Source organism: Leifsonia sp. 21MFCrub1.1 (assembly GCF_900107895.1).
Taxonomy (GTDB): Bacteria; Actinomycetota; Actinomycetes; order Actinomycetales; family Microbacteriaceae; genus Leifsonia; species Leifsonia soli.
On record NZ_LT629867.1, the window covers coordinates 2,138,490 to 2,151,199 of the forward strand.

Sequence of the window (12,710 nt, forward strand, 5' to 3'; positions counted from 1 at the left end):
GGGCTACGCTGCACACCATGAACACCCTCGCCTCCGCCGACGGCACCACGATCGCATACGAGATCGACGGGACCGGCCCGGCCGTGATCCTGGTCGACGGCGCCCTGTGCTTCCGCGCTGCGGGGCCGATGCGGCCGATCGCCGCCGCCCTCCGCGAGCGGCTCACCGTCGTCCTCTACGACCGGAGGGGCCGCGGCGAGAGCGACGACCGGCTGGCCGACCCCGCGGCGCGCGCGGATTCGGTCGTGCGCGAGATCGAGGACATCGCCGCCCTGGTGGATGCCGCGGGCGGCTCGGCCGCGCTGTTCGGGATGTCGTCGGGCGGGGCGCTGGCACTCGCCGCTGCCGCCGCCCTCGGCCCCGACCGCGTGCCACGTGCCGCCGTCTACGAGCCGCCCTACCTGCCCGACCCGATGCTGTCCTCCGCCGCCGCGTACACGGGCGAGCTGAGCGCCGCGCTGGCGGCGGGCGACCGTGCCGGGGCCGTCGAGCTGTTCCTCCGCCGGGTCGGCGTCCCGGACGCCGGGATCGAGGGGATGCGCCGCTCGCCCGGCTGGGAGGGCACGCTGGCGCTCGCGCCCACCCTCGCCTACGACGACGTCGCGATGGGCGACAGCCGCATCCCGGACGTCCTGCTGCAGGCGATCAGCGTCCCGGTCCTTGCGCTCGCGGGCGAGCAGAGCCCGGGCTTCCTGCGGTTCGGCGCGGAGGGCGTCGCCGCTTCCGCCCAGGACGGCGCGTTCGCGGTGGTGGCCGGCCAGACGCACGACGTGTCCGGCGAGGCCCTATCGCCACACCTCATCCCCTACCTCACAGCCTGACCTCCATTCGTCCCTCGGCCGAGATTGGCGCAAATCTCGGTTCCGCCGCCCCTCAGAACCGCGATTTGGCGCAAATCTCGGATCTGAGGGGCGGGGGGCAAGGGGCGAGGGGCGGGGCGTCAGCCGCGCACGGGCTCCGCGGCGGCGGCGCGGCGGGAGCCGCGGATCGGGCTGGCCGCCTGCTCCGCCTCGTGGTCGGGTCCGAGCGGGATGCCGGTGCGGTCGCGCAGCAGCAGGGTCGCGACGAGACCGAGCAGCGTCATCCCGGCGAGGTACCACGTGACCGAGAGCGTGCTCCCGGTGGCCTGCACCAGCGCCGTCGCGATGGTCGGGGCGAACGCGCCGCCCAGGATCGCCCCGATCGCGTACGAGATCGAGACGCCGGAGAAGCGGATGGACGCCGGGAACAGCTCCGAATAGAGCGCCGCCTGCGGGCCGTACGTGAAGCCGAGACCGATCGTGAGGATCGCCAGGCCGAGGAACAGCAGGCCGACGTTCCCGGTGTTGACCAGCGGGAACAGGGCGAAGACGCCCACCAGCTGCAGGATCCACCCGATGATGTAGGTGGTGCGGCGGCCGATCCGGTCGCTCAGCCACCCGGCGAACCAGGTCGCGGCCAGCCAGGTCACGGCGGACGCCGCGACGGCCCACAGCACCGGGCCCCGCTCCAGTTTCAGCGGCCCCTCGGGGTTGGTCGCGTAGTTCTGGATGTAGCCGCCGGTCGTCATGTAGCCGACGGCGTTGTTGCCGGCGAAGACCAGCGCGGCGACGACCACGAGCAGGGCGTGCTTGCGGAACACCTTCACGATCGGCATCCGGGTGCGCTCACGGCGCTCCGCGATCTCGGTGAAGACCGGGCTCTCCTCGACGCGACGGCGCACCCAGTAGCCGATCGCGATGAGCACGACGGAGAACAGGAACGGCACGCGCCAGCCCCAGGCGAGGAATGCATCCCCGGGGGCGATCACCGTCATGAGGGCCATGGCGCCGGAGGCGAGCAGCAGGCCGAGCGGGACACCGATCTGAGGCGATGCGCCGAACAGGCCGCGGCGGGCGGTCGGAGCGTGCTCGACCGCCATGAGCACGGCGCCGCCCCACTCGCCGCCGGCCGAGATGCCCTGGAGCACTCGCAGCAGGATCAGGAAGATGGGCGCCGCGATCCCGATCGCCTCGTACGTCGGCAGGAGGCCGACGAGCGCGGTGGCGAGTCCCATCAGGATCAACGTCACGACGAGCACCTGCCGCCGGCCGTAGCGGTCGCCGAAGTGCCCCGCCAGGAACGCCCCGAGCGGACGGAACAGGAAGCTCACGCCGACCGTCAGGAACGACAGGACGGTCGCGAACTGCGGGCCGGCCGGCGCGAAGAAGAGCTGGCCGAAGACCAGGCCGGCGGCGGAGGCGTAGATGAAGAAGTCGTACCACTCGACCGTCGTTCCGATGACGGTGGCGAAGACGACGCGGCGGCGATCCGTCTGCGAGCGGATGCTGCCGGTGGGCGTGAAGGGGGATGTGCTCATCGTTGTGTACTCCCAGTGCTGCGACATCGTTGTCCCGGAGCGGCGCTCCGATCCGGCAATGATATACGATTTCGCATCCGACGCAACGGGCGATGTTCGCACCCCCCTTCGCGGCTCAGCCGACGGCGTCGAGTTCCGCGATCGCGTCCTCGGGAAGCCGCAGCGCTGCCCCCGCGATGTTGTCACGCAGATGCGCCACCGACGACGTGCCCGGGATCAGCAGGATGTTCGGCGAGCGGTGGAGCAGCCAGGCCAGCGCGACGGCCAGCGGCGTCGCGCCGAGCCGCTCGGCGACGGAAGCGAGCTCACCGGACTGGAGCGGCGTGAACCCGCCGAGCGGGAAGTACGGCACGTACGCGATCCCCTCGCGCGCGGTCTGGTCGACCAGCGCGTCGTCCTGCCGGTTGGCGATGTTGTAGAAGTTCTGCACGGTGACGACCGGCGCGATCGCCTGCGCCTCCGCCAGCTGCTCCGCGCTCACCGTGCTGAGCCCGAGGTGCCGGACGAGCCCCTCCCGCTGGAGGTCGGCCAGGGCACCGAACTGCTCGGCGAGCGACCCCGGCTCGGGGCGGTCGAACCCGCCGACGCGCAGGTTGACGACATCCAGCGCCTCGACTCCGAGCGATCGCAGGTTCTGGTGCACCTGGTCGCGAAGCTGCTGCGGCGACCGCGCATGCGGCCAGTTGCCCTCGGCGTCGCGCTCCGCGCCCACCTTGGTGACGATGTGAAGGGTGTCGGGATAGGGCGCGAGCGCCTCGTGGATGAGCTCGTTCGTGACGTGCGGACCGTAGAACTCGGCGGTGTCGATGTGCGTGATGCCGGCCTCGACGGCCGCGCGGAGGACCGCGATCGCTCCGTCCCGGTCGGCCGGCGGACCGAAGACGCCCGGGCCGGCGAGCTGCATCGCGCCGTAGCCGAAGCGGGTGAGGTCGAGGTCGCCGGTGCGGTAGCTGCCGCCGGGGAGGGCGGCGCGGGTGGTGACGATATCTGTCATGGCATCCACTCTGCTGCGCCGTCCGCGCGCCAGGCAGTGCCGCCGCGATCCTGGGGGCGGGAGGACCTGGATGCGCTCCCGGCGGGCTCCTAGACTCGCGCTGTGCCCTCCTCCCGCGCCGAACCGAACTCCCTCGGCGAGTACCTCCGCGCCCGGCGCGAGCTCGTCGATCCCGCCTCCGTCGGCCTGCGCGTCACCGGTGTCCGCCGGACGCCGGGGCTCCGTCGCGAGGAGGTCGCGACACTCGCGGGCATCAGCGCGGACTACTACCTGCGCCTCGAGCAGGGCAGAGACCGTCACCCGTCCGCCCAGGTGCTGAACGCGCTGGCCCGCGTGTTCGATCTCGACGCGGCCGCCACCGAGTACCTGCTGAGCCTCGCCGAGCCGCAGCCATCACGCGCCAGGCGCCCCGCCCGCCGTGCGGTGCCGAGGGGCGTCCTCCAGTTGCTGGAGGTGCTGGACCTGCCTGCGTTCGTGGAGGACAGGATGTTCGACGTGCTCGCCGCGAACCCGCTCGCGACGGCGCTCTCCCCCAGCATCCGCCCGGGCGCCAACCGGCTCCGCTCGCTCTTCCTCGACGCGGACGAACGGGCGCTGTACCCGGACTGGGAGCAGGCGACGGCCGGCCTGATCGCGTCGTTCCGCGCGTCCATCGGCAGCGACGTCGACGACCCGCGCATAGCCCGGCTGGTGGGTGAGCTGTCGTTGGGCAGCGAGCACTTCCGCAAGCTGTGGGCGCGACACGACGTGCGCGGGCTGGGCGGAGGCGCCGCCCGGCTCGATCATCCGCGGGTCGGGATGCTGGAGCTGAGCCGCGAGAAGCTGCCGATCGGCGACTCGGGCGGCCAGCTGCTGGTGATCTATCACGCCGCGCCGGGATCGGCGTCCGCCGCCGCCCTGCGGGAGCTCGGTCGGGAGCAGCGCGCCGACGAGCCGGCGCTCTCCTCCCCTGCCTCCGCCGACTCCACCCCCACGTCCGCCCGCCGTCCCGCCTCCTGAGCGAACCCGGCCCTCCCCCGAGTTGCGACATCCTGTCGCCACTCGTCCCGGATACCGACATCGAGTCACGACTCGGCGCCCCGCACGTCCGGGTGGCCGCGGTGTACAGGAAGATATACGATCCACTCGGGGACATCGTCCCCTCCTCCGACGTCGAAGGGACCCCCGAGTGCTCGATCGCCCGACCATCCAGGCCATCGCCGACGAACTCGCGACCGCCGAGCGCGACCGGTCGACGGTCCCCCTGCTGACCGCACGGCATCCGGACATGACGGTCGAGGACTCCTACGCCGTCCAGCGCGTGTGGGTCGAACGCGGCCTCGCCGAGGGCCGACGCCTCATCGGCCGCAAGATCGGCCTCACGTCGAAGGTCATGCAGCAGGCGACCGGCATCACGGAGCCCGACTACGGCGCGATCTTCTCGGACATGGTCTACGAGACCGGGTCCGTCATCCCCTTCGACCGGTTCTCGAACGTGCGCATCGAGGTGGAGCTCGCCTTCGCCCTCGACGACCCGCTCGAAGGCCCCGACGTCACCCTGTTCGACGTCCTCGGCGCCACCCGGTACGTCGTGCCGGCGCTCGAGATCCTGTCCTCGCGGATCGAACTGCAGGGGCGCACGATCGTCGACACCATCTCGGACAACGCGGCGATGGGCGGGATGGTCGTCGGCGGCCGGCCCGTCGCCGTGGATGCCGTGGACCTCCGCTGGGTCTCGGCGCTGCTGTACCGCAACGAGACCATCGAGGAGTCCGGCGTCGCGGCGGCCGTGCTCGACCATCCCGCCACCGGGGTCGCCTGGCTCGCGAACAAGCTCGCCCAGCACGGAAGCCGGCTCGAGGCCGGCGACATCGTCCTCGCCGGCTCGTTCACCCGCCCGGTGTGGGTGGAGCGCGGCGACACCGTCCACGCCGACTACGGAACCCTGGGAGCCGTCACATGCCGATTCGTCTAGACCCCGCGCCGACGTTCGCCGACCGACTCCGCTCTGCCGACCGCGCCCTGGTCGGGATGTGGTCCTGCGCCGGCAGCCCGCTGGTCGCGGAGATCTGCGCGGGCAGCGGGCTCGACATCGTCCTGATCGACGGGGAGCACTCCCCCGTGAATCTGGAGTCGATCCTCGCGCAGCTGCAGGCGGTCGCCCCGTACCCGGCGGTTCCGGTGGTGCGCGCGCCGTTCGGGGAGCCGGTGGTGCTGAAGCAGCTCCTCGACCTCGGCGCCCAGAACATCCTCGTCCCGATGGTCGACAGCGTCTCGCACGCCGAGGCCATGGTGCGGGCGGTGCGGTACCCGCCGCACGGCGTCCGCGGCGTCGGAAGCGCGCTCGCCCGCTCGTCGCGATGGAGCCGCATCCCCGACTACCTGGCCCGCGCGGACGACCTGGTCTCGCTGACCGTGCAGATCGAGACGGCCGACGCGGTCGGAGAGGCCGCGGCGATCGCCGCGGTCGACGGGGTGGATGCGCTGCTCGTCGGCCCGGCCGACCTCGCGGCCTCCCTGGGGCTCCTCGGCCAGCAGAATCACCCGGATGTCGTCGCGGCCGTGGAGGGTGTGATCGCCGCCGGACGCGCGGCCGGCACACCCGTTGGCGTGAACGCGTTCGACCCCGCCACGGCCGACCGCTATGTGGCGGCGGGCGCCGCCTACGTGCTGGTCGGGGCCGACGTCACGCTGCTGGCGCGGGCATCGGAGGCGCTCGCCGACCGCTTCATCGGCGCGTCGGCCGACTCCGCTCCTCCGGCGAGCTACTGAGGTGGCGCAGCCTCGACAGATTGTATATGATCTCGAATACGTTCCCGCTCGAACTGATCCCCGACGATGAGGAGGCACCACCCGTGACGGACATCGCCCGGCCCGGCAAGATCATCGCGGTGCACCTGAACTACCGGTCGCGCGCTGCGCAGCGCGGGCGCACCCCGGCACAGCCGTCCTATTTCTTCAAACCCTCCTCCTCCGTGGCCGCCTCCGGCTCCGAACTGGAACGGCCCGCGGGCACCGAGCTCCTCGCGTTCGAAGGCGAGATCGCCCTGATCATCGGCCGCCCCACCCGCCGCGTCTCGCCGGAAGACGGCTGGGCGGCCGTCTCCGGCGTGACCGCCGCCAACGACTTCGGGCTCTACGACCTCCGCTCCGCGGACAAGGGCTCCAACGTCCGGTCGAAGGGCGGCGACGGCTTCACCCCGCTCGGCCCCGCGGTGCTCGCGGCGGCCGACCTCGACCCCGACGCCCTCCGCGTCCGCACCTGGCTCAACGGCGAGCTGGTGCAGGAGGGCACCACCGACGACCTGCTGTTCCCGTTCGGCCGCCTGGTGGCCGACCTCTCGCAGTTGATGACCCTGGAGCCCGGCGACGTGATCCTGACCGGCACCCCGGCGGGGTCGTCGGTCACGCGACCCGGCGACACGGTCGAAGTCGAAGTGGATGCGCCGACGGCGCCCGGCGAGCCGGCCACCGGGCGCCTGGTCACGCGCATCACCGAAGGCCGCATCCCGTTCGGCGACTTCGGGACGAAGCCGAGCGTCGACGATGTGCAGCGCGCCGAGGCCTGGGGCACGGTGGCGCCAGGGGCAGCGCCCTGGCGGCTGACCGACGAGCTCCGCGCGAAGCTCGCGAGCGTCTCCACCGCCACCCTCAGCTCGCAGCTCCGCAAGCGCGGCCTCGACAACGTCTCGATCGACGGCCTCACCTCGACGAGGCCGGGCACCCGCGTCGTCGGCGCGGCGCGAACCCTCCGCTACCTCCCCAACCGGGAGGACCTCTTCGCCGCGCACGGCGGCGGGTACAACGCCCAGAAGCGCGCGTTCGACTCCGTCGGCGCCGGCGAGGTGCTCGTCATCGAGGCCCGCGGCGAGCGCGGCAGCGGCACCGTCGGCGACGTGCTGGCCCTGCGTGCGCAGGTCAACGGCGCTGCCGGCATCGTCACGGACGGCGGCGTCCGCGATCTCGCGGTGGTCGCCGCCCTCGACATCCCGACCTACCACAACGGGCCGCATCCCGCGGTGCTCGGGCGCAGGCACGTGCCCTGGGACACCGACGTGACCATCGCGTGCGGCGGCGCCGCCGTGCAGCCGGGCGACGTGATCGTGGGAGACGCCGACGGCCTGCTGGTCATCCCGCCCGCCCTGGTCGAGGAGGTCGTCGACGACGCGATCGAGCAGGAGCGCGAGGAGCAGTTCATCGCGGAGCAGGTCGCGGCCGGGCACCCGGTCGACGGGCTCTTCCCGATGGACGCCGAATGGAGAGAGAGGTACCGCGCATGGCTGACGCAGCACTGAAGGCCGCGGCCCCGAGCAAGTCGCAGCTCGCGTACGAGTTCATCCGGGCCCGCATCGACGACGGCCGGTACGTCTCCGGCTTCCGGCTCGTGCTCGGGCAGATCGCCGGTGAGCTCGACATCAGCGTCGTCCCGGTGCGGGAGGCCATCCGGCGGCTGGAGGCGGAGGGGCTGGTGACGTTCGAGAAGAACGTCGGCGCTCAGGTCGCCCTGCTTCACGAGGCCGAGTACACGTACACGATGGAGACGCTTGCTCTCGTCGAGGGCGCCGCCACCCAGCTCTCCGCACCGCTGCTGACCGCCGAGCACCTGGAGCGCGCCCGAGAGATCAACCGTGAGATGATCGCGTGCCTGGACGACTTCATCCCGCACCGGTTCACCGAGCTGAACCAGGAGTTCCACGCCGTGCTCTTCGAGGAGTGCCCCAACCCGCACATCCTCGACCTGGTGCACCGCGGCTGGAACCGGCTGACCGTGCTCCGCGACTCGACGTTCAGCTTCGTGCCCGGCCGCGCCCGGGAGTCGGTGGACGAGCACGAGCACATCGTCGAACTCATCGAGTCCGGCGCGGAGCCGCTCGAGATCGAGCTCGCCGCGCGACGCCACCGGCTCGCCACCCTGGACGCCCTCCACCGCCGCCAGGAGCAGGCGGCCGCGAGCGAGCACCAGCAGCACTGACCGTCCCGACCGACAGGAGGCCGCGCATGGCGCAGCACCACATCCCCGAGAACCTCCCGGACACGATCCGGCACTTCATCGACGGCCGGTTCGTCGACAGCGTCTCGGGCGCCACCTTCGATGTGCTCGACCCGGTGTCGAACGAGACCTACGCCCGGGCCGCCGCCGGGCAGAAGGAGGACATCGACCTCGCCGTCGCCGCCGCGCGCCGCGCGTTCCGCGATGGCCCGTGGCCCCGCATGAAGCCCCGCGAACGCGCCCGGGTGCTGAACCGGATCGCCGACGCGGTCGAAGAGCAGGATGCGCGCCTCGCCGAGCTCGAGACCTTCGACACCGGCCTCCCCATCACCCAGGCGCTCGGTCAGGCGCAGCGGGCCGCGGAGAACTTCCGCTTCTTCGCCGACCTGATCGTCGCCCAGGCCGACGACGCCTACAAGGTCCCCGGCAGCCAGCTCAACTACGTCAATCGCAAGCCGATCGGCGTCGCCGGGCTCATCACCCCCTGGAACACGCCGTTCATGCTGGAGAGCTGGAAGCTGGCTCCGGCCCTCGCGACGGGCAACACCGTCGTGCTGAAGCCCGCCGAGTTCACCCCGCTGTCGGCCAGCCTGTGGGCCGAGATCTTCCGCGCGGCCGGAGTTCCGGACGGCGTCTTCAACCTGGTGAACGGTCTCGGCGAGGAGGCGGGGGACGCGCTGGTGAAGCATCCCGACGTCCCCCTCATCTCGTTCACCGGCGAGAGCCGGACCGGGCAGATCATCTTCGCCAACGCGGCGCCGTTCCTCAAGGGACTGTCGATGGAGCTGGGCGGCAAGTCCCCCGCCGTGGTCTTCGCCGACGCCGACCTGGATGCGGCGATCGACTCCACCCTGTTCGGCGTGTTCTCGCTCAACGGCGAGCGCTGCACGGCGGGCTCCCGCATCCTGGTCGAGCGTCCGGTCTACGACGAGTTCCTCGAGCGGTACGCCGAGCGGGCGAAGCACATCGTCGTCGGAGACCCGCACGACCCGAAGACCGAGGTCGGGGCGCTCGTGCATCCGGAGCACTTCGAGAAGGTCATGTCGTACGTCGAGCTCGGCAAGCAGGAGGGCCGTCTCCTCGCCGGCGGCGGGCGCCCGGAGGGCCTGGAGCACGGCAACTACGTCGCCCCGACCGTGTTCGCCGACGTCGCGCCCGATGCGCGCATCTTCCAGGAGGAGATCTTCGGCCCGGTCGTCGCGATCACGCCGTTCGACTCGGACGAGGAGGCGCTGGAGCTCGCGAACGGCGTCCGCTACGGTCTCGCGGCCTACATCTGGACCACGGATCTCGAGCGCGCGCACACCTTCGCCCAGAACGTCGAGGCCGGGATGGTGTGGCTCAACTCGCACAACGTCCGCGACCTGCGCACACCGTTCGGCGGCGTGAAGGCCTCGGGTCTCGGGCACGAGGGCGGCTACCGCTCGATCGACTTCTACACCGACCAGCAGGCCGTGCACATCACGCTGGGCCCCGTCCACACCGCGCGGTTCGGCGCGAGCGCACATCAGCCGGAGGAAGCCGCGGAGGCGGCCGAGGACGCCGGCGACGCCTGACCGCCCAGCACCGCAGACCCACCCGCACAGACCCACCCGCACAGACTCAACGCAGAGGACGCACCACCATGACCATCACCCCCGGCTCCCCGGAGCCCGTCGTGACCAGCACCGACCCCATCCCCGCCCCGACCGACCGCATCCCCACCCCGAAGGCCACCCCGCCGGACGTCGTGCGCTGCGCCTACATGGAGCTCGTCGTCACCGACCTGGCGGCCAGCCGCGAGTTCTACGTGGACGTGCTCGATCTCGTCGTCACGGAGGAGGACGAGAACGCCGTGTACCTGCGGTCGTTCGAGGAGTTCATCCACCACAACCTCGTGCTGCGGAAGGGTCCGGTCGCCGCCGTCGCCGCCTTCGCGTACCGCGTGCGCACGCCGGAGGATCTGGACCGCGCGGTGGCGTTCTACACCGAGCTCGGCTGCCGGGTCGAGCGCCGTGCCGAGGGGTTCACGAAGGGCGTCGGCGACTCCGTGCGCGTCGAGGACCCGCTGGGCTTCCCATACGAGTTCTTCTACGAGGTGGAGCACGTGGAGCGTCTGGCCTGGCGCTACGACTTCTACACGCCCGGCGCGCTCGTCCGGATCGACCACTTCAACCAGGTCACGCCCGACGTGCCGCGCGCCGTGAAGTACATGGAGGACCTCGGGTTCCGCGTCACCGAGGACATCCAGGACGAGGCGGGCACCACCTACGCCGCGTGGATGCGCCGCAAGCCGACCGTGCACGACACCGCGATGACCGGCGGCGACGGTCCGCGCATGCACCACGTCGCCTTCGCCACCCACGAGAAGCACAACATCATCGCGATCTGCGACAAGCTGGGCGCGCTGCGACGCAGCGACTGCATCGAGCGCGGCCCCGGCCGCCACGGCGTCTCGAACGCGTTCTACCTGTACCTGCGCGACCCCGACGGGCACCGGGTCGAGATCTACACGCAGGACTACTACACCGGCGACCCGGACAACCCGGTCGTGACCTGGGACGTGCACGACAACCAGCGCCGCGACTGGTGGGGCAACCCCGTCGTGCCCTCCTGGTACACGGAGGCCTCGACCGTCCTCGACCTCGACGGCAACCCCCAGCCGCTGACGACCCGCACCGACGACTCCGAGATGGACGTCACGATCGGCGCCGACGGCTTCTCGTACACCCGCAAGGGCGAGGAGGCGCAGGGCTTCAAGCTCGGCGCGCAGGTCTGAACTCAGCGGGAGCCGCCGGGCGCATCCCGGTGCACGACGTAGACGTGCAGCAGTCGCCCCTCGGAGCTGAACCCGTGCCGCTCGTAGACGGGCACCGCCCGCGGGCTGGAGTGCACGGTCACGCGTTCGAGCCGTCGTTCGCGAGCGCGGTCCACGATTGCGTCGATCAGCCGTCCGCCGACCCCTCGGTTGCGATGCCCGGGGGCGACGTACGCGCACTGCAGGTCGCCGGATGCGCGGTCGAACGCGCGTGCGCTCGGGACCCGGGGGACAACGGCCAGCCACGTCATCCCGATCACCTCGCCGTCCGTGACGGCGACGACGCACTCGTGCGTGTCCTGGTGGTCGCGCGCCCACCGAGCGAACTCCTCCGCGAACACCTCGCGTGGATCGAGGGCCTCACCGCCGAACTCGAACACCGAGTCCCAGCGCAGCCCGCCGACCGCCGCCCACTCCGTCGGTCGCGCCGGCCTCACCTCGATGTCGCCCATCCCGCCACCCTATGACGGGCGCGTGCCGTAGCGTTCTCGTATGCCGATCAGCATCCCCGCCCTGCCCGAGCTCTCCTGGACCCACACGCCCGGCGACGCCGACTACGACGCCTCCACGGAGGCGCTCGCCCTGACGGCTGCCGCGGGTGTCGACTGGTCCAACGACCCGCTCGGGGAGCATGCGCAGCACGCAGCGACCGCTCTCGTGTTCGACGCTCCGGCGGGCGACTTCACGCTGTCCGCGCGCGTCCGCGTCGCATCCCCGCGCACGACCTTCGATGCGGGCGCGCTCGTGCTGTGGAGCGACGACGACCACTGGGCGAAGCTGTGCTTCGAGTACTCGCCTCAGGGCCGGCCGATGGTGGTGAGCGTCGTCACCGACCGGTACTCCGACGACGGCAACAGCACGCTCGTGAGCAGCGGCGAGGTGTTCCTGCGCGTCGCCCGCGTCGGGGAGGCCTGGGCCTTCCACGCGTCGGCGGACGGCATCCGGTGGGACTTCGTCCGCCTGTTCCGGCTCGCGCCGGGCGCGGGCGCCTGGAGGGTCGGCTTCCTGTCGCAGGCGCCGATGGGCGACACCTGCACGGCGACCTTCGACCGGATCGTCCTCCGGCACGAACGGCTCGCGGACCTCCGCAACGGGGAGTGAGCGCGATCTAGGCGCGCTCGACCACCTCGAACCGGTTGCCGTCGGGGTCGTGCGCCGCGAACATGGCCGGGACGCCCGGCCAGCGGAGCAGCTCGCCGACCTCCGTACCGGAGCCGGCGAGCGTCTCGTGCGCCCGTTCCGCGTCGACCGCCTCGAACCGGATGCCCGTCTCCACCCCCGCCGGAGCATCCGGTTTCGCGGGCACCAGGGACACGGACACCGCGGCACCCGGCGGCGCGAGCATGATCCACCGCCCGCCGATCTGCGGAAGCGGCGCGTCGACGCGGACCTCCAGTCCGAGCACATCGCGGTAGAACGCGAGAGCCCGATCCTGGTCCGAGACCGGGATGCCGATGGTGCTGACGCCGACGATGCCAGCGCCGTCCGTGTCCGTCATGCGCGACATCCTGCCGCATCCGACGCGGTGTGGCGAGGGGCGGCGGCGAGGGGTAGCGGCGAGGGGTGGCGGCGAGGGGTGGCGAGACGATTGGATGCGCCTACATGCTCCAGG

At 71.8% G+C, this 12,710-nt stretch carries 13 protein-coding genes; 9 read left to right on the plus strand and 4 right to left on the minus strand.

Annotated features, from left to right (window positions below):
• The first annotated feature begins 17 nt into the window (after positions 1–17).
• The gene (locus BLW09_RS10150) at positions 18–821 is read left to right on the plus strand and encodes an alpha/beta fold hydrolase (RefSeq protein ID WP_089911906.1); all 804 of its coding nucleotides are present in this window, start codon (positions 18–20) and stop codon (positions 819–821) included.
• A gap of 119 nt (positions 822–940) precedes the next feature.
• Here BLW09_RS10150 and BLW09_RS10155 read toward each other — a convergent pair whose 3' ends face one another.
• Positions 941–2,338 carry an MFS transporter gene (locus tag BLW09_RS10155; protein WP_089911909.1) on the minus strand — a complete coding sequence of 466 codons (1,398 nt, stop codon included), beginning with the start codon at positions 2,336–2,338 and terminating at the stop codon, positions 941–943.
• Between the two features lie 115 nt (positions 2,339–2,453).
• Positions 2,454–3,332: an oxidoreductase gene (locus BLW09_RS10160; protein WP_089911911.1), complete on the minus strand. Its 879-nt coding sequence runs from the start codon at positions 3,330–3,332 to the stop codon at positions 2,454–2,456.
• A 102-nt stretch (positions 3,333–3,434) separates the two neighbouring features.
• On the opposite strand from BLW09_RS10160, the gene BLW09_RS10165 reads away from it, so the two are divergent.
• The 7 genes from BLW09_RS10165 (at position 3,435) to hpaD (ending at position 11,059) form a co-directional block, all read left to right on the plus strand.
• Positions 3,435–4,331: a helix-turn-helix domain-containing protein gene (locus tag BLW09_RS10165; protein ID WP_231946771.1), complete on the plus strand. Its 897-nt coding sequence runs from the start codon at positions 3,435–3,437 to the stop codon at positions 4,329–4,331.
• A gap of 169 nt (positions 4,332–4,500) precedes the next feature.
• Positions 4,501–5,286 (plus strand): 2-oxo-hept-4-ene-1,7-dioate hydratase, encoded by a 786-nt coding sequence (gene hpaH / locus BLW09_RS10170; protein WP_089911914.1) that lies wholly within the window; start codon positions 4,501–4,503, stop codon positions 5,284–5,286.
• Positions 5,271–6,083, plus strand: coding sequence for an HpcH/HpaI aldolase family protein (locus BLW09_RS10175; RefSeq protein ID WP_089911917.1), 813 nt, complete (start codon positions 5,271–5,273; stop codon positions 6,081–6,083). Before hpaH ends, BLW09_RS10175 begins: the two co-directional genes overlap by 16 nt.
• Before the next feature lie 26 nt (positions 6,084–6,109).
• Positions 6,110–7,606 (plus strand): fumarylacetoacetate hydrolase family protein, encoded by a 1,497-nt coding sequence (locus BLW09_RS10180; protein ID WP_231946773.1) that lies wholly within the window; start codon positions 6,110–6,112, stop codon positions 7,604–7,606.
• Positions 7,588–8,283: a GntR family transcriptional regulator gene (locus tag BLW09_RS10185; protein WP_089911920.1), complete on the plus strand. Its 696-nt coding sequence runs from the start codon at positions 7,588–7,590 to the stop codon at positions 8,281–8,283. The genes BLW09_RS10180 and BLW09_RS10185 overlap by 19 nt, the downstream gene beginning before the upstream one ends.
• Positions 8,284–8,309: 26 nt before the next feature.
• Positions 8,310–9,857 carry a 5-carboxymethyl-2-hydroxymuconate semialdehyde dehydrogenase gene (hpaE, locus tag BLW09_RS10190; RefSeq protein WP_089911922.1) on the plus strand — a complete coding sequence of 516 codons (1,548 nt, stop codon included), beginning with the start codon at positions 8,310–8,312 and terminating at the stop codon, positions 9,855–9,857.
• Positions 9,858–9,925: 68 nt separating this feature from the next.
• A complete protein-coding gene (gene hpaD / locus BLW09_RS10195; protein ID WP_089911924.1) occupies positions 9,926–11,059 on the plus strand; it encodes a 3,4-dihydroxyphenylacetate 2,3-dioxygenase in 1,134 nt (377 codons plus the stop codon).
• Positions 11,060–11,061: 2 nt separating this feature from the next.
• Here hpaD and BLW09_RS10200 read toward each other — a convergent pair whose 3' ends face one another.
• Positions 11,062–11,550, minus strand: a complete 489-nt coding sequence (locus BLW09_RS10200; protein ID WP_089911927.1) for a GNAT family N-acetyltransferase — start codon at positions 11,548–11,550, stop codon at positions 11,062–11,064.
• A 40-nt stretch (positions 11,551–11,590) separates the two neighbouring features.
• Between BLW09_RS10200 and BLW09_RS10205 the strand changes: the two genes are divergently transcribed.
• Positions 11,591–12,199, plus strand: coding sequence for a DUF1349 domain-containing protein (locus tag BLW09_RS10205; protein WP_089911930.1), 609 nt, complete (start codon positions 11,591–11,593; stop codon positions 12,197–12,199).
• Between the two features lie 7 nt (positions 12,200–12,206).
• On the opposite strand, the gene BLW09_RS10210 is transcribed toward BLW09_RS10205, so the two are convergent.
• Positions 12,207–12,596 (minus strand): VOC family protein, encoded by a 390-nt coding sequence (locus BLW09_RS10210; RefSeq protein ID WP_089911933.1) that lies wholly within the window; start codon positions 12,594–12,596, stop codon positions 12,207–12,209.
• Positions 12,597–12,710 lie beyond the last annotated feature (114 nt).

Coding starts and splice junctions, on each gene's coding strand:
- hpaD (WP_089911924.1), top strand. CDS start 9,926: ATGACCATCACCCCCGGCTCCCCGGAGCCCGTCGTGACCAGCACCGAC.
- BLW09_RS10205 (WP_089911930.1), top strand. CDS start 11,591: ATGCCGATCAGCATCCCCGCCCTGCCCGAGCTCTCCTGGACCCACACG.
- BLW09_RS10150 (WP_089911906.1), top strand. CDS start 18: ATGAACACCCTCGCCTCCGCCGACGGCACCACGATCGCATACGAGATC.
- BLW09_RS10155 (WP_089911909.1), bottom strand. CDS start 2,338: ATGAGCACATCCCCCTTCACGCCCACCGGCAGCATCCGCTCGCAGACG.
- BLW09_RS10160 (WP_089911911.1), bottom strand. CDS start 3,332: ATGACAGATATCGTCACCACCCGCGCCGCCCTCCCCGGCGGCAGCTAC.
- BLW09_RS10185 (WP_089911920.1), top strand. CDS start 7,588: ATGGCTGACGCAGCACTGAAGGCCGCGGCCCCGAGCAAGTCGCAGCTC.
- BLW09_RS10200 (WP_089911927.1), bottom strand. CDS start 11,550: ATGGGCGACATCGAGGTGAGGCCGGCGCGACCGACGGAGTGGGCGGCG.
- hpaE (WP_089911922.1), top strand. CDS start 8,310: ATGGCGCAGCACCACATCCCCGAGAACCTCCCGGACACGATCCGGCAC.
- BLW09_RS10175 (WP_089911917.1), top strand. CDS start 5,271: ATGCCGATTCGTCTAGACCCCGCGCCGACGTTCGCCGACCGACTCCGC.
- BLW09_RS10210 (WP_089911933.1), bottom strand. CDS start 12,596: ATGACGGACACGGACGGCGCTGGCATCGTCGGCGTCAGCACCATCGGC.
- BLW09_RS10180 (WP_231946773.1), top strand. CDS start 6,110: ATGATCTCGAATACGTTCCCGCTCGAACTGATCCCCGACGATGAGGAG.